At 39.8% G+C, this 16265-nt stretch carries 16 protein-coding genes and 1 riboswitch; of the genes, 3 read left to right on the forward strand and 13 right to left on the reverse strand.

Annotated features, from left to right (window positions below; translation table 11 throughout):
* Positions 1 to 5 precede the first annotated feature (5 nt).
* Positions 6 to 851, forward strand: a complete 846-nt coding sequence (locus ACFX4I_RS05050; protein ID WP_230303221.1) for an energy-coupling factor ABC transporter ATP-binding protein — start codon at positions 6 to 8, stop codon at positions 849 to 851.
* A gap of 109 nt (positions 852 to 960) precedes the next feature.
* Here ACFX4I_RS05050 and ACFX4I_RS05055 read toward each other — a convergent pair whose 3' ends face one another.
* From ACFX4I_RS05055 to ACFX4I_RS05095, 9 genes are all read right to left on the reverse strand, one after another.
* Positions 961 to 1185, reverse strand: coding sequence for a YozQ family protein (locus ACFX4I_RS05055; RefSeq protein ID WP_283932945.1), 225 nt, complete (start codon positions 1183 to 1185; stop codon positions 961 to 963).
* A gap of 182 nt (positions 1186 to 1367) precedes the next feature.
* Positions 1368 to 2795, reverse strand: a complete 1428-nt coding sequence (locus tag ACFX4I_RS05060; protein ID WP_230303223.1) for an alanine/glycine:cation symporter family protein — start codon at positions 2793 to 2795, stop codon at positions 1368 to 1370.
* 449 nt (positions 2796 to 3244) lie between these two features.
* A complete protein-coding gene (locus ACFX4I_RS05065) occupies positions 3245 to 4819 on the reverse strand; it encodes a class I adenylate-forming enzyme family protein (protein ID WP_283932943.1) in 1575 nt (524 codons plus the stop codon).
* Positions 4820 to 4846: 27 nt separating this feature from the next.
* Complete coding sequence (locus tag ACFX4I_RS05070; RefSeq protein WP_283932942.1) at positions 4847 to 6019, reverse strand: acyl-CoA dehydrogenase family protein; 1173 nt, start codon at positions 6017 to 6019, stop codon at positions 4847 to 4849.
* 169 nt (positions 6020 to 6188) lie between these two features.
* Entirely contained in the window at positions 6189 to 7094 is a 906-nt protein-coding gene (locus ACFX4I_RS05075; RefSeq protein ID WP_230302495.1) for a LysR family transcriptional regulator, read from the reverse strand.
* Positions 7095 to 7212: 118 nt separating this feature from the next.
* Complete coding sequence (locus ACFX4I_RS05080) at positions 7213 to 8451, reverse strand: MFS transporter (RefSeq protein ID WP_230302494.1); 1239 nt, start codon at positions 8449 to 8451, stop codon at positions 7213 to 7215.
* 286 nt (positions 8452 to 8737) lie between these two features.
* Complete coding sequence (locus ACFX4I_RS05085) at positions 8738 to 9004, reverse strand: alkyl sulfatase C-terminal domain-containing protein (protein ID WP_377419465.1); 267 nt, start codon at positions 9002 to 9004, stop codon at positions 8738 to 8740.
* Positions 9001 to 9135 (reverse strand): hypothetical protein, encoded by a 135-nt coding sequence (locus ACFX4I_RS05090; RefSeq protein WP_377419467.1) that lies wholly within the window; start codon positions 9133 to 9135, stop codon positions 9001 to 9003. Before ACFX4I_RS05090 ends, ACFX4I_RS05085 begins: the two co-directional genes overlap by 4 nt.
* A gap of 391 nt (positions 9136 to 9526) precedes the next feature.
* The gene (locus ACFX4I_RS05095; protein ID WP_377419469.1) at positions 9527 to 10405 is read right to left on the reverse strand and encodes a LysR family transcriptional regulator; all 879 of its coding nucleotides are present in this window, start codon (positions 10403 to 10405) and stop codon (positions 9527 to 9529) included.
* A 255-nt stretch (positions 10406 to 10660) separates the two neighbouring features.
* Between ACFX4I_RS05095 and ACFX4I_RS05100 the strand changes: the two genes are divergently transcribed.
* Both ACFX4I_RS05100 and ACFX4I_RS05105 read left to right on the forward strand, forming a co-directional pair.
* A complete protein-coding gene (locus ACFX4I_RS05100) occupies positions 10661 to 11290 on the forward strand; it encodes a chromate transporter (protein ID WP_230302490.1) in 630 nt (209 codons plus the stop codon).
* A gap of 48 nt (positions 11291 to 11338) precedes the next feature.
* On the forward strand, positions 11339 to 11884 hold the full coding sequence (locus ACFX4I_RS05105) for a chromate transporter (RefSeq protein ID WP_377419471.1): 546 nt from the start codon (positions 11339 to 11341) through the stop codon (positions 11882 to 11884).
* Positions 11885 to 12151: 267 nt separating this feature from the next.
* Here ACFX4I_RS05105 and ACFX4I_RS05110 read toward each other — a convergent pair whose 3' ends face one another.
* The 4 genes from ACFX4I_RS05110 to hutG form a co-directional block, all read right to left on the reverse strand.
* A complete protein-coding gene (locus ACFX4I_RS05110; RefSeq protein WP_230302488.1) occupies positions 12152 to 13468 on the reverse strand; it encodes a Na+/H+ antiporter NhaC family protein in 1317 nt (438 codons plus the stop codon).
* A 190-nt stretch (positions 13469 to 13658) separates the two neighbouring features.
* A riboswitch (SAM riboswitch) is annotated at positions 13659 to 13766 on the reverse strand.
* 263 nt (positions 13767 to 14029) lie between these two features.
* On the reverse strand, positions 14030 to 14701 hold the full coding sequence (locus ACFX4I_RS05115) for an SOS response-associated peptidase (RefSeq protein WP_377419473.1): 672 nt from the start codon (positions 14699 to 14701) through the stop codon (positions 14030 to 14032).
* Positions 14702 to 14761: 60 nt separating this feature from the next.
* Positions 14762 to 14917: a hypothetical protein gene (locus ACFX4I_RS05120; RefSeq protein WP_153246094.1), complete on the reverse strand. Its 156-nt coding sequence runs from the start codon at positions 14915 to 14917 to the stop codon at positions 14762 to 14764.
* 357 nt (positions 14918 to 15274) lie between these two features.
* Complete coding sequence (gene hutG, locus ACFX4I_RS05125) at positions 15275 to 16231, reverse strand: formimidoylglutamase (RefSeq protein ID WP_377419475.1); 957 nt, start codon at positions 16229 to 16231, stop codon at positions 15275 to 15277.
* Positions 16232 to 16265: the final 34 nt, after the last annotated feature.

A 16265-nucleotide genomic window follows, 5' to 3' on the forward strand; every position in this document is an offset into this window, starting at 1 on the left:
CAAGAATGGACGAGCATATTTTTCATATAGAAGGCCTCACCCATCAATTCGCAGATGGAACGTTCGCTTTAAACAATCTTTCGCTAACGATCCAACATGGTAAAAAGGTAGCATTATTAGGCAATAATGGTGCCGGCAAATCGACTTTATTCCTGCATTTAAATGGTCTTTTACAACCTACAGCAGGAAAGATCAGATTTAAGGGCAAGAAAATGAAATATGACCGTAAAGCATTATTATCATTACGAAAGCAAGTCGGGATCGTTTTTCAAGATCCCGACTTGCAGCTCTTTTCCGCTAATGTACAACAGGATATATCTTTTGGACCGATGAATTTAGGATGGGATAGAAATACAGTCCAGGAGAAAGTAAATTGGGCAATGGCTGAAACGGAAGTAACCGAACTGAAAGACAAACCCACTCATTTTTTGAGCCTAGGGCAAAAAAAACGTGTCGCCATTGCAGGGGTACTCGCCATGGAACCCGATGTCTGGCTCTTGGATGAGCCTACCGCTGGATTGGATCCTTATTTCTCAAGACAGATCATGGCTCTGCTGGACAGTATCCATCACCCTGACAAAACGATAATCCTATCAACTCATGATGTTAATTTAGCTTATCAATGGGCTGATGAAGTCGTGGTCATGAACGATGGTAAGGTGATATACCAAGGGGACCCTGTTTCCGTTTTCCATGATGAAGACGTTTTGCTGCAGGCACATCTGGAGAAGCCATGGGTTTTTGAAATGTTTCAAGCCCTTCTTCAATCAAGGAAACCTGCAGAAAGGGACCTTTTCCCAAGAACGAAGGAAGAATTGATTCAAATGTTGGAGACTGAAAGGATTTATTAATTAAGCATCCCCTAGCTCTTGTTCCATCTTTCCAAAAGCTAGGGGATCATACCGACAAATCTTTAAAATATCAGGCGATAATTTTTGTTCCTAAAAAGCAAAAATCCTATTATTTATTACTTTTCTTTCTCAGTTCTTTCTTTTGCAACTCAATATCTCTTCCGTTTACATCATCAACGACTGCTTTTATTTCGCCTTCCGCATAAGTATCCGAGACTTGTTCATGGGTTGTAGCCAGTCCAGAAGATAAAGAATCTTCCCGTTTATAATCACTGACATCATATATTCTTCCAGCGATTTCTGAAGATTCATTTTTTGATTGCTTGCTATCCATTTTTTTCACTCCTAGTTTTTAAATTGTCCAATCATCGATTGACAGCAGTATTAAGACAAAGGTATTTTGTGTAAAAAATGAAGCAATATACAATAATGATAAAAAAAGGAGGGAAAAGGCAAAAAAAAATCTTACAAGTAAAGTCCCCTTTCAAGGACTTTACTTGTAAGTTTAATGAGAGCTTAGCCCTCCTTCTTCACATCCACATAATCGGATGGGTCACCCCAACATTCCACATTCTTCAAACCTTTAATATTGTTCACATGGAAGACAGGATTTTTCCCACTTTTCTTTTGCATTTGATAATCCGCCAGTGCAGCAAATGCAATCTTCCCTAGTAATGCTATGGCGATCAGGTTGATAATGGCCATAAGGGCCATCAGTAAGTCAGCCAGTCCCCAAACAAAATCCAATGAGGCAAGAGAACCGAATATCACCATCCCTACGACTGCGATACGATAGATGTTTAACCAAACCTTATTTTCATTTATGAAGCCAATGTTCGACTCTCCATAATAATAGTTGCCCACAATGGAGCTAAAGGCGAATAACAGTACAATAATGGCAAGGAAAATACCCGCCCAAGATCCCAATGCCGTTCCAAGGGCATTTTGGGTAAGGACGATTCCATCCGTTTCCTTCGAGGTATAAAGACCTGAAAACAAAATGATGAAGGCAGTCGAACTGCAAATGATGAGCGTATCGACAAAAACACCTAGTGACTGAATGAGCCCTTGTTTAACGGGATGACTGACATCTGCCGTCGCGCCTGCATTAGGTGCACTACCCATCCCGGCTTCATTTGAAAATAGGCCGCGCTTGATTCCCTGCATCATGGCTGCTCCCAGTACCCCGCCAGCCACTTCTTTTATTCCATTAAATGCACTTTCAAAGATCAGAACGAAAACACCCGGTAACTCGGTAATATTCATGATGATGATAATCAACGCCACTATCACATAGGCTCCTGCCATGATCGGAACGATGACTTCAGAGACTTTTGCAACCAATTTGATCCCGCCAAAAATGATGACAGCCGTGACTATAGCCAAGATGATTGCCGTAACCCACTTTTCAATCCCAAACGATTCGTTGAATGCGCTTGTAATCGTATTAGCTTGTACCGAGTTGAATGCTAGTCCAAATGTAAGCGAAATCAACACAGCGAAAGTGATGCCCATCCAGCGGGCATTCAATGCTTTTTCCATATAATAGGCAGGACCGCCGCGGAATGCATCCCCATCCTTGACCTTATAGATTTGAGCAAGTGTACTTTCAATGAAAGCCGAAGCAGATCCGATCAGTGCTATTAACCACATCCAGAAAACGGCTCCAGGTCCGCCCATAGTGATCGCTATGGCAACACCTGCAAGGTTACCCGTTCCTACCCGGGAAGCCGTACTAATACAAAATGCCTGAAAGGATGTCACACCTTTTTTATCCGCTGTGGCCCCTTCGCCCAATAGCCGGAACATTTCCCCTACCATTCTGAATTGAACAAACTTCGTGCGTACGGAAAAATAAAGTCCCAACCCAATCAACATGATGATTAAAACGGATGACCACAACACATCATTTGTCTCACTAATAAAATTTTCTAATATCTCCATTAAAACAAACCCCTCTACTTCACTCTAATTATTATTATAAAAACATATACAACTATAATTTATTTCCCGATTCATTAGGAAGATAAACTAAACAAATGAACCCCACAAAAAAAGGAAATTCCAGAATGAATCTCCATTACAATAATATATTATATCCTAACACACAATTTTTTTCATTCATGAATTGGTGTAATCAATCGAAAAATATAATATTTCAGTATCATTTCCTTTAGATAATAATCTTTCTTCCTCACTTCATTTAACATTCACTGTAACGTTAATAAAATTCCTAATCAAAACAACCTAGATATAGAAAAGCCTCACACGTCCTGATTCCAGATTAACGTGCGAGGCTTATTTTGCATTCATCTGCACTATCTTATATTCTGGATTGCTGTAGGTCTCAAGGTTGAAATTAGCTCTTTAATGATATCCTTGTTCTGCCTCTCCTAGATGGTTAGAATACCTTGTGCAAACATCTTTCTTAATTCTTTCTTATCAATTTTACCAATCGGAGTTAATGGAAACTTATCTAGAAAATAGACAACTTTAGGAACCATATACTTTGAGGTTCTTTGTTTGCAGAAATCAATTAATTCCTCACTAGTACAGTTCAACCCTTCTTGCATTGATGCAACGACACACACTACTTCTCCCCAATCTGGATGGGGAACACCTATGCAAGCACTTAATGCAACAGAAGGGTGCAGGTTCACCACCCGCTCAACTTCTGAAGAATATACGTTCATCCCGCCTGAAATGATCATATCTTTTTTTCGATCTACGATATAAAGGTAACCGCTTTCATCCCATTTACCAATATCACCAGTGTAGAACCAGCCATCACGGATGTATTCCTGGGTAAGATCAGGTCGTTGATAATAGCCTGCCATCATCGCTGGCGATTTTACGATAATTTCGCCAAGCTCTAATGGTTTTACATCATTTCCTTCATCATCAATCAGTCGAACTTCGGTAAGAATGCACGGTTTTCCACAGCTTTTCAAAATTTCCGATTTGTTATGATAAGCCCATACATGAGCGCTTTTCGATAGTCTTGTAATGACAATATTACATTCTGTCATTCCGTATTGCTGGCGCATAATGGGCCCGAATACTTCAAAAGCTTCTTTAAGGCGCTTTTGTGAAATTGGTGACGCGCCGTAGAAAATATTGCGCATAGAGCTCATATCATATTCCATCTTCTTTGTCTGATCAAGTAGTCTGTATAACATGGTCGGTACCATGAAAGTCGTCGTAATTTCATGTTCCTTTATCGCCCGTATGAATTCTGCAGCGTCGAATGATCCCATCACATAGACATGTACGCCCGAAACAAGGGATCTCCAAAGTAATGAACCGGCTGAATGCACAATAGGCGTACTTAGCAATACTCGGTCTCGGTCGTCAAGCGGGTCTTCGATAGCGGCAGAAAGTATGGCGGCGCCGAGTCCTTTCTGGGAATGCATGACGCCTTTCGGTGTACCCGTTGTCCCGCCTGTATATGAAAGAAGGGCAATGTCTTCTACTTCAGCTAATGGCAAGTCTAAATTATTTATTTCACTGGGCCATTGAAACCGTTCAAACTCCTCTGGATAATTAATATTAAAGCCAGGAAGCCCAATGACATGGACATCTTCCTTCTTCATTTCTTCCAAATACTCAAAGAAGGTGTCAAAGTGTGTCTTTGTAGCTATTATGACCACTTCTGGTTTTGCTTCCTTTAGGATGAATTGTATTTCTCGTTTCCCCAGTTTTTCACTTAATGGCACTAAGGTAGCTCCACATTGCTGGATGGCCAAACCAAACATCACACTTTCCAAACTGTTTGGAATGATGGTCGCTATGCGGACACCCCTTCCTGCACCTAAGCGAAGTAAATAAGAAGAAATAAGTTCTGTTTTCTTCCATAACTCGTCGTAGGTTATCGTTTCCCCGCTTGGCAACAAGGTAATTGCTGGCAGTTCGCCGAATCGTTTCATTCCTTTATTCAACAGTGACTGAAATGTCAACTTATGCAGCATGTATTTTTTCCTCCCTCGAAAAAGGTTTTACCCTTTTAATAATGCTTTAGCAATTGTATTTTTTTGAATTTCCGAGGTTCCGCTCAGAATCCGATACATCCGTGCACTCCTGTACATTTTTTCTACAGGATGACCTTTTACCAAGCCTTTGGAGCCAAAGATTTGGATGGCCTTGTCAGCCACACGGCTATTTACTTCTGAAGCAAACAGCTTAGCCATGGACGTGCCTGCACGATCCTCTTTTCCTTGATCAATTTTTTCAACCACATCATAGACCATGCACTTTGCTGCATAGATTTCCGTCGCCATATCTGCGAGCATATGCTGAATTGCCTGGAAGTCACCGATGGGCCGGCCATACTGGACTCGCGTTTTGGCATGTTCAATAGATAAATCGAGAAGGTGTTGAGCCATTCCGATAAAGCCGGCGGCATGGGAAGCGCGATTTGTGTTTATTCTTTTCAATCCGAGCAGCAACCCTTTTCCTGGTTCTCCGATTATATTGGCGGCAGGCACTCGACATTGATTGAAATTCAATTCGGCATGTATGCGTTCTCCTGATAGGGGAACTTGAATGTCTCCTAGTTCAAACCCTGGATGTTGTGGTGTTTTTTTATCAACTAGGAAAGCAGTGATCCTTTCTTTTTCTCCTTTCCGGGATTCTTTCGCTATGACAATGGCGAAATCAGCATAGGGGGCCGCACTGATAAAATGTTTCTTTCCGCTTAATATATAATCATTTCCGTCTTTAACGGCTGTTGTTTCGATAGCGAATGCATCCGAACCGGCATTTGGTTCTGTAAGGGCAAAGCAGCAACTCACTTCTCCCGTCACAACGGGCATCACATATTTTTCTATTTGCTCCGGTGTAAAACTTTCCAACATCTGACCAATTCTTAGCGGCCCGCCAATCTCCCCTATAACCTGCCCCCATAAAACCGCTCCGGAACGTGCCAATTCTTCCTTGAACATGCATAATCCTTTTAAGCTTACTTCTTGTCCGCCATATTTTTCAGGGAGGTTAATTCCGTAAAAGCCCAATTCCCTGGATCTTTTCCTTGCCCATTTTATGGCTTCCATCGGAATATCCTCTTCAGCGTTCAAGCCATGCTCCTGTTCATATGGAAGCAATTCATTTTGGATGAAATCCTGCAACTTTGTTTGAAGTACCTCTAATTTCTCTTCCTGCGTCGTTACCATAAGTTTCCCCTTTCACATTTTTGATTTATTCGTTGAACTATTTAAATATTTAAAATGTTATAAAATTAATTTTAAATGTAAATAATATTTAAGTAAAATAAGGATATATGATGTAAATATAAAAAATATTGATGTAAAAAAAATATTAGTTCCCCTTCAGCATGGGAAACTAATATTTAAGAGAAGTGTAGAATTCGAGACATTTAATAAACTCCCTGGCAGCTTTTGAAAAATTCTGCTTCTTAGAGCGAACGTAACCGAATTCCATTGTATTATTTTCTAGCTCCACCAAAGGAATGGCCACAAGTTCCCCGCTTAGGAAATAGGGGTCGCTGTTAACTCCAATATCATAGGAAAAGGCAATGGCTAACCCCTCAGCGACGGTTTTTTTGATGATTTCTGTATTATTTGTGAAAAACAAAATATTCATCTCACCGTAATGATCAAAAAAAACTTTGATGAACGCCTTCATTCTTGGTCCATTGTAAACGACCAAATTTTGGTCCATTAGCTCTTGTGGGGTTATGCTTTTACGGTTGGCTAAAGGGGAATTCTTACTGACCGACACAATCACTTTTGCTTCCATTATAGGTTGAAATTCCAACTCATTTTCTTTTGGTTTAACCTTTGGAATATTCAAGAGCCCGATGTCTATCTTATCATTCAGTACTTCTTCGGTTATCTCTTGTCCCCCTTTTTCTTCAATCACGATTTTCACCTCGGGATACTTCTTCTTAAATAATGCCAAGGATTTAGGCAAAACCGTAAGAAATAAACCTTGTGTAGAGGATAGGCGTAACTCTTTTTCCATCGTATCTGAATGTATTTGCGCACTGTCTCTTATTTCTTCCAATTTGCTTAATACTTCAAGAGCTTTCTGGATGATTTCCTTTCCGTCTTCTGTAGGTATCGTTCCTAACCGTGACCGCTTGAAGATTTTTATACCTAATTCCTTCTCCAGACTGGTAATGGCCATGCTGATTCCAGATTGAGAGATATGGAGGCTCTCTGAAGCCGTGGAAATCGAGTTTACCTCGGCCACCTTTATGATATATTCCAATTGTTCAATATTCATGGTTCATTCTCCTTCTAGCCTATTACCAATATCATACCTCGAACATAAAGCCCTTTCAATTTTAGAGAAGAAGAATCAGGACATCTCGAACTCCCTCCTCAAAAACAGAGTGCCAGTTTTATACAATGGTAGTTGTTTTTTCGTATTCTTTAGCGGGTTGTGCCCGATTATTTTTAATAGAAACGGCAACAACCGTTCCCAATAACGCTATTATTACCAAAAACAAGAAAGCTGCATTATAGGAGTCATTGAACCAACTGATAATCAAACCGAGGGCTAAAGGAGAAACCGCACCTGCAATTTGACCAGCAAAAGTTACGAGTCCGGAGGCAGAACCGGTAAGTTCCTTTGGTGAGTATTTTATGATAATCGTATATAGAACGGTTCCAAAGAAAGACAGCGCTACGGAGTTGAGAGTGAGATAAGTGATGATAAGTGCTATGGACGTGGCGTTAGACATTAAAAAGAGAAAAATTGCCGATAATATTGCGCCAGCAGCGGCAAGATACTTCTCCCGGTTAGCCATATGCTTATCCAGAAGCCATCCGCTTACATTAAACATCAAGAAACCAAAAACATAAGGGATTGCCAATAACCCCCCGGCGGCTATTAAATCAACCCCTTTTTCCTTAACCAAATATATAGGCATCCAAGTGATCAGACCATAGTTGATAATATTTGAGATAAACTTGAAAGTTATGAGTTTCCAAATGTTTTCGATTTTAAATAATAGTTTCAGGGCTACCTTTTTTTGTTTCGGATTGTCTTTTCTAACCTCTTGAGTTCCTTGAGGCTTTAGAATGAACCAAATACCGAAAGAAATTAATATCCCTATAATTCCGGCAATGGTAAACATGCCCCGCCAACCGAAAGCTACAACCATCGAAGCGGCAAGTGCAGTACCTAATATCCCGCCAATATTCTGGGCGGACAGGAAAAACGAATTTGCCCGGCCCCGTTCTTCTTCCGGGAAGTTATTTCTTATAGTGGACATACTGGCAGGATAGAAAGGCCCTTCACCTAACCCGAACAGAAAACGAATGAATAATAAAGACATAAATGACCAAGCAAACCCAGACATTACAGTGAATAAAGACCAACTAAACAAAGAAACTGTAACCATGACCCTTGCTCCATATTTATCGGTCATCCATCCGCCAAGCGGTTGCATGAGTGAGTAACTAACAAAAAATATACTAATTAAAAAACCTGTTTGAGAAGTATTGAGATGAAACTCATCTGCAATTGGAATTATCCCGACATTTATGGCAACGCGATCAAAAAAGCTTAAAATCATTCCAACAAATAAAAGGCCGCTAATCACTAATTTTCGTTTCTTACTTGCATACAGCTGCATTCCTCATCACTCCATTTTTTAGATTTTCACAAAACTTTTGAATATATAAGGGAAGCGCTTACAATTCCTTTTAAAATGCCCAAGACTGAAAATTCACTTTTCACTTTTTGATTTTTGTTCTGTGACTATTAGGAGCGTTTTCTTTAAAAGACAATAATGATTTAAAAAAACGAAACTGGGATGCCTACAAGATTATTTGATACATTCAAACCCACGAGACTAATAAGTAGACTCGCGGGTAGAAACATCGGTCACTTGATCCATCATGCTATAAAGTAATTGATTATCATGGAGTAACGATATTGACCTTTGGTTGAAATTGATCAAGCAAAGACAGGAAATCTTCAAACTGTTCTTTATCACCGGAAATGGAAACTTTACCGGCCGCTTCCATTTTGGATAAATCTTCACGTCCTAGAGCAATTTGATAAAAGGTCATTCTATCTAATGTTAATGTTGCATCAGGGTTGGACGCCATTTTCCCTTTCTTGAAATTCAATACAGAATTATCTAGATCAATCATGTAATTGGTTTTCGAATCTGTAAATGTCATATTGCTGAAATAGTTGCCTTTGTTGCCGGCATTGGCTCATCTGACGCAGCATTTGTAACGGAAGACCCTGCTAGTAAAACAAAAACAATGGGAACGGAGGCAATTCCTTTAATAAAAGATACTTTGGACATTTCATACCCCTTTCTCGTTTGAATAAGCAGATATCATGTCTATATTCCGTATGTTGTAGAAGTAAACTTTCTCTTCTCATAGAAATTTTTAGAATAATATGAATTTATTTTATAATTAATTAGCCATTAAGTATATTTCCTATTACTAATAGTAACTTCAATTTTATTTATATATAAACTGCTTGTTTACATACGTTTGTTCGGCTAACCTTAATCTGAACATCCAAATACAAAAAGCCCCTCCCGATAGAGAAGAGCTTTTATGAATAATCATGCGGTATATTCAATTTGCTATGACTTTTTCAAGGTAAGGGGACCGGGGGCACATCGTTAACCATGAAACGGAAAACGCTGCCAAATTGTATTAGTAAACCAAAGTGGCTTTCCTTCCTTATTGAATAAAATCAACAAATTTAGACACCCCTATTTTATTAAAACGCTTGTTTTTCCTGACTAGCCATAGATTTCTTGTTATATCTATTCTGGAAATACCCACTTCCCGCAAAAAGCCTTGCTCCAATTCCCTGGCCACTGTCAACCTTGGCAAAATGCTGATTCCAAGTCCAGCTTCAACCGCACTTTTTATCGCTTGTGTGCTACCAATCTCCATGTAGTTTTCTATTTTTTCTAAAACCCCATGCTTCCTTAACATGTTTTCTACTATAAGCCGTGTTCCTGAAATGGATTCACGCCAAATCATCCTTTCATTCCCCAATTCCTCAAGCTGAATTTCTTTCCTGCCTTTCCATGGGTGGTCGGACGGACAGACCAATATCAATTCGTCCTCGGCAAACTTTTCTACAATAAAATCGGCGTTTTCCACAAGTCCTTCCACCAAGGCCAAATCAATGACATCGTTTGAAAGATCCTCCAGAACCCGGGGGGTATTTTTTATCGTTAATGTCACTTTTATTTCAGGCTGTTGTTTTTTAAATCTCCCTAGCAAGCTCGGCAACAAATACTCACCGATAGTCAAGGATGCCCCTACTATGAGGTTTGCATTGTACTTGCCCGTTGATTGCTGAATCACTTCTTTTGAATGGTTGAAGTCATTTACAATAGCTTTTGCAAAAGGGTATAACAATTTTCCTGCTTCTGTAACTCTCAGCCTTCCTTCCTCACGGTCGAATAGCAAAGTGTTATAATAATTTTCCAGTTGATGGATTTGTCTTGTTACAGCGGGTTGAGAGAGGAAACTTAACCTCGCTGCCTGGCTTATACTTCCTTCATCTACCACTAAACAAAACATTTTCAAATTTTCCAATTTCAAGAAAACGACCTCCATATTTTTAGATAGTTTATTAAAATGATAGCATCATTAAAGGTAAATGGTGAAATGAAAAAAGAGTGCTACATCCCTGAATAAGTGAGGCTATTAAATTATTGGCGACATTCTTTATAAAGCGGATAAATCTTCTGGGTATAACGTTTTGTTATACCCGATGATTTTGTTGCAATTTACCCATTCCTTTTTCTTTGATATGGTAGTAATAAGATTTAAACTTAACGGCAAAGGAAGTGACTGATGTCAATGAAAGGACAATGGAAAACTCTATTCCATTTATTTTGGACCTTTTTTAAAATAGCACCTGTCACATTCGGAGGCGGGTTTGCGATGATCCCTTTAATCGAAAAAGAAGTGGTCGAAAAGAGGAAATGGATGAAAAGCGAAGAAGTTACGGATGTTTTTGCCTTATCCCAGTCCGTACCGGGAGCTGTCGCCATTAACTCCGCCACCTTTATCGGCCATCGAATTGCCGGAATGAAGGGGGCAATGGCCGCCATGATCGGTGTTTCATTACCTACCTTTTTAATTGTTCTGCTCCTCGGCTTTTTGTATTTTTTCATTCAGGATAATCCGAAGATAGAATCCGCATTCATATCGATCAGAGCTTCCATTGTAGCCATCATCGCCTATGCGGCTATCAAGATAGGAAAAACGGCTGTTGTAGATAAATCAACTTTCTGTATTTTAATAGTAGGAATTCCAGTCCTCTTCTTTATTCATCCTGTGATAGTTATAGTAGCAGGAGCTGTAGCGGGTATTGTGACAATCTCCATTAAGAGAAAATTAGGTTACGATGTCAAGATGGACAGAAAAGATATAAGAAAAGAAGAAAATGATTTCGAACCTTTCATGGGTGCTGGCATATAGGTAAATCAAAAAAGGGGCTAACTAATTTTCAAGAAAGCGTGTGATGAAATGATGGAATTGTGGGAGTTGTTTAGTACCTTCTTTATTATCGGCTTTGTATCGTTCGGAGGCGGATACGCCATGATTCCCCTAATAGAATCGGAAGTCTCACAGCATGGATGGATGACGACGCAACAATTTACCGATATAATCGCCATTTCCGGAATGTCTCCAGGACCTGTCACAGCCAATAGTGCCATTCTCGTTGGCTATTCGACTGCTGGATTAGCAGGAGCCATATCATCTGCTCTCGGAATCTTGCTACCTGCTATTATATTCGTCACCGTCATAGCCACCTTCTTCAGCAAATTGAATCATTATCCAGTTATTCAATCCATGTTTTATGGTTTAAGACCCATTGTCACTAGTTTAATCCTCTTTGCAGCAATCAGTTTAGCACTTTCCAATCATATGATAGTCCAGAACTTTTCATGGCATACGATAAGCTTATTACTCGTTTTTGGATTATCATTATTTGCCCTAATGAAATTACGCTGGCACCCAGCCTATGTAATTATTCTTTCTGGTTTAGTTGGTGTTGTCCTCTATTCATGACAAATGTCGCACACACAACCATTATGCGTCGCGTTTTCAATATGGACGGGAATTACGCAGTTATTTTGGTGATGGAAAAAAAGTTTGTTACCATACATTTAAAAATACAAGGAAATGAAATGAAGACTGCCTTGATTACATTTTGAACACTGATACTGACATAAGTGCGAAGATCACTTTTGAATTGCTTATGTTTTAGTATTTCACCCATACAGAAAACACCCTGCATCCAATGATTCAGGGTGTTTTTTCATTATTATTCTCTTTTTAAGAAGTATGTTTCTTCGTTTCATCATTTCCCTGCTGAAACCGTGGAAAACCAATCAAGATGGCAACGACACCACAAAGTCCAATTAGTATTGGATAATATGAATACGGCAAGATGCTCATCGGAGAAATTTTTGCTACCCCTGCTGCAACAAGCAGTTGTGCTCCATATGGAATCAACCCTTGGATACAACAGGCAAAAACGTCAAGTAAGCTCGCCGATTTACGCGGATCAATCCCATACTTATCAGCGATATTTTTGGCAAGTGGCCCGGCAATGATAATCGAAATCGTGTTATTTGCCGTCGAAAGGTTCGTCAAACCAACAAGCCCGGCAATGCTGAATTCCGCCCCTTTTTTTGATTTGCTATTTCGGGTCACGAGGTGGAGTAGATAATCGATGCCACCATTATGTTTGATTACAGCTACCATACCTGCTATTAAAATGGCAAGGAAGGATATTTCATACATTCCCGCCATTCCTTCACCAACTTTTTGAATGACACCCAACGGTTGATAACTTCCATCAGCCAAGCCGATAATTCCGGCAAATACGATTCCGATGGAAAGGACCAGGAACACATTGACTCCTGCCAATGCAGTGATCAATACGCAAAGATATGGAAGAATCTTCACCCAATTATAAGACTGTTGGGAGATGTCGGCTTGTTCGCCCATGGTTAAAATTCCTAGGATGACACATGTGATGATGGCAGCAGGTAAAACGATGAAAAAATTCACTTTAAACTTATCCTTCATTTTCGTTCCTTGAGTTCGAACTGCAGCGATTGTCGTATCTGAAATGAAGGAAAGGTTATCTCCAAACATCGCACCACCAATAACGGCCGCCATTGATAGGGCAAGCGAAATATCGGTTTGCTCACTAATTCCCACCCCGATAGGCGCTAGTGCTACAATCGTTCCCATGCTCGTCCCCATAGATAGAGAAATAAAACAAGCGATAATGAAAATCCCTACCATTAATAGATTTTGCGGAAAAACAGCTAAGGCAAGATTCACAGTTGATTCAACTGCCCCCATGCCATTGGCAACTTCGGCAAAAGCGCCAGCTAAAAGGAAAATGATAACCATTAACATAATATTGGCGTCACCGGCACCTTTACAGAAGATATCAACCTTTTCATTGAATGTCTCTTTCCGATTCATCGCCAATGCAGCTGCCGATGCAATTGAAATCGCTACAATCACCGGAAATGAATAAAAATCTTTAGTGATGATTCCGGACCCTATAAATAAAATTAAAAATACGACAAACGGGATCAATGCCCATGGATTTCCTTTATTGTTTGCACTCATGATGTACACCTCTTTTTATTTTTCCCGCGACATTTGTCACAGCTCTTATTCTATTAACAGTTTTCGCAAATAACTCCAATTTGAACCTACCTGATTATCCAGTCATGGAGCTATAGCAAAAAAACTGGCATAAAAAAGACCCCTTCTATTTAACAACAAGAAGAGGTCTTTTAATTTATAAAAAACACCCTCCTTATCTTTCAGGCGAAAATCAGCCTGCTGGATTTGGCACAGCACTCCATTTAAGTCCGCTGCCGAGACATCTTCGGGCCAGTCCCTCCGTCTCTCTTGATAAGAAGATTACATTATATAATTTATCAAAAATTACGATGCCTGCCAGAAAAGTACCACGCTGGAAACTTGCCTAAGTTCGTGACATCGAAAGTCGTTTTGAAAAGCAAATATAACAGTACAGCATTTTGTCTATTTTCGCAAGGGTTAATTTTAAATTATTTTACATGCACTCCTTACTGATTATAAAGAGATCTTGACATGTGCAGTTAATCAGTTATTTTCATTTATCGGGACGGAATTCATATAAAAAAGAGGTCTAATGACCTCTCAGCAAATTTGTTGTATTAGGTTAGATGAATTATTTTTGGTCGAGTTCACATCAGTCGATACCTCAAAGGCTTCCATCTGTTCCGAATCGAATGACTTTAAATACTGCTGCAGATATGCAGGATCATTATTGGTTGGATTCAACCAATCCTTTTCATCTTCCGGTTTTAGGATGACAGGCATACGATCATGAATGCTGGTCATCAGCTCATTAGGAACGGTTGTTATAACGGAGCACGTGTAGATGCTGAGGCCTTCAGGGGATTTCCAGGATTCCCATATACCGGCCATTCCAAATGGAGCATGATTCTTCAGTTTTATTCGCATCGGTATTTTTCTTTCTGGTGTCTTCTTCCACTCATAAAATGAGTCAGCGATTATCAAGCATCTCTTCTTCTTATACGCATTCTTGAAGCTTGCTTTCTCGGCAATGGTTTCCGCTCTGGCATTGATCATTTTATAGCCCACTTTTTCGTCTTTTGCCCAGAAAGGAATGAGTCCCCACCGAAGATATCCAAGTCGGTTCATTGCCCCGTCATTAATGACGGATAGCACGGATTGGGAGGGAGCAATATTGTAGCTGAATTGGTATTCCTCATCAAATGATCCTTGAATATCAAACCGATCTTTTATTTCTTCAATGTCAGTGAAAAGGGTGAAACGTCCACACATAATATCGCCTACCGTATTAAGATTTATTACAGTGTAACAAATGGAACGGGAAGGCACAAATCAGCGTTCTAAAATCCTGATGTCGGTAAATGGTTGATTAAATAATTCGCTGGAAATCAAAAGAGTGCCAAGGACTTCTCTTTCATCTTCAGCTTTAATGATTTCCGACAAAATTAAGGTACTGCCATTCCTAACCGTCACTTTATATTCATTCATGGAATCCCCCCTCAAAAGGCTAGATGGTTGTTATTATAAACTAAAAACCCACAAGTATCAGTATTGAACTCTGGCAGAGTTATGGTTAATCATCTAATGAAGAGGCCGTTTGGAGGTTCCTTTACACTTTAAAGGGTTAGTCGAACAATGCCCGGGACCATAAATCCTTGATAGGCGGCAAAAAAAGACTGTCCATGAATGATTCATGGACAGTCAGGATCTGTCAAAGGTTTATCGCTTCAATACTGATAATTGATTATGGAGATGGCATTGAGGAAAGCCCCAACAGCAGGTGTGAAAAGGAACGCTCTTCTAAAAGGACCAAATTGGAGTTGCCCCCTTTTCCATGTCCATTCATTATTTAAAATGCAGTAAAACCTCATTTATTAAATGTGCTGCCAATGTAACGGTTTTATTATTTTCGTCCAAAGAAGGATTCACTTCCGAGATATCAAAGGAGAGGATCTTTTCATTCGATACGATATGCCTAATAATGGAACGGACCAATTTCGGATTCAGTCCAAACGGCGATGGAGCACTTACCCCAGGTGCGTAGGCTGAATCAATAACGTCCGTACATAATGTAAGAATAATGTAGTCATTTTCCTTAGCGAATTCATTTATCCGCCGCTTAGTTTCATCCATTTCGTTCAATGACAAATCTTCTTCCAATATGTAGTCGACCTTACTTCTATCGGCTGTTTCAAACAGTGCCTTCGTATTCCCCTGCTTCTGAATTCCAACACATAAATAGCCACAACTTTGATCTTCGTCCAAAATCTGCTTAAACATCGTTCCTGATGAACTTTCTTTTTCATAAGGCCTCATATCAAAGTGAGCGTCAATATTAATAATCCCCAATCTAGCTTTTGGTCCAATGGATTTCCTAATCCCAAGATAATGGCCATACAGGGTTTCGTGCCCTCCCCCAAGTATGATAGGAATCGCTTTACTCTCCAATATTCGGGTAACAGCCGATCCAAGTTGGGATTGGGCGGCCTCCATCTCTGTACCTTCACATATTACATCGCCAGCATCCACCAGCTCGGTTTGGGAAGGCAAATGACAGGGTAATTTTGCCAAAGACTGCCTAATATGATCAGGCCCCTCTGAAGCACCAATCCTGCCTTTATTCCTTTTGACGCCTTCATCACATTTGAAGCCAATCAATCCAAAGGTCCTTGACGCATTGGAAGAAATGGCTAATTCCGAAATCGGTGCCAAACGTACTCTTTGGTGGTATCTGAAGCTGTCCATGTCAGATTGGGAATCAATTCTTCCATTCCAATATTTTAAAGTCGGATTAGTATACATAATTTCTCCTTTATTTAAAAAATTCCGAAATATC

This window comes from Peribacillus sp. YIM B13472 (assembly GCF_042788005.1).
Classification (GTDB): Bacteria; Bacillota; Bacilli; order Bacillales; family DSM-1321; genus Peribacillus; species Peribacillus simplex_E.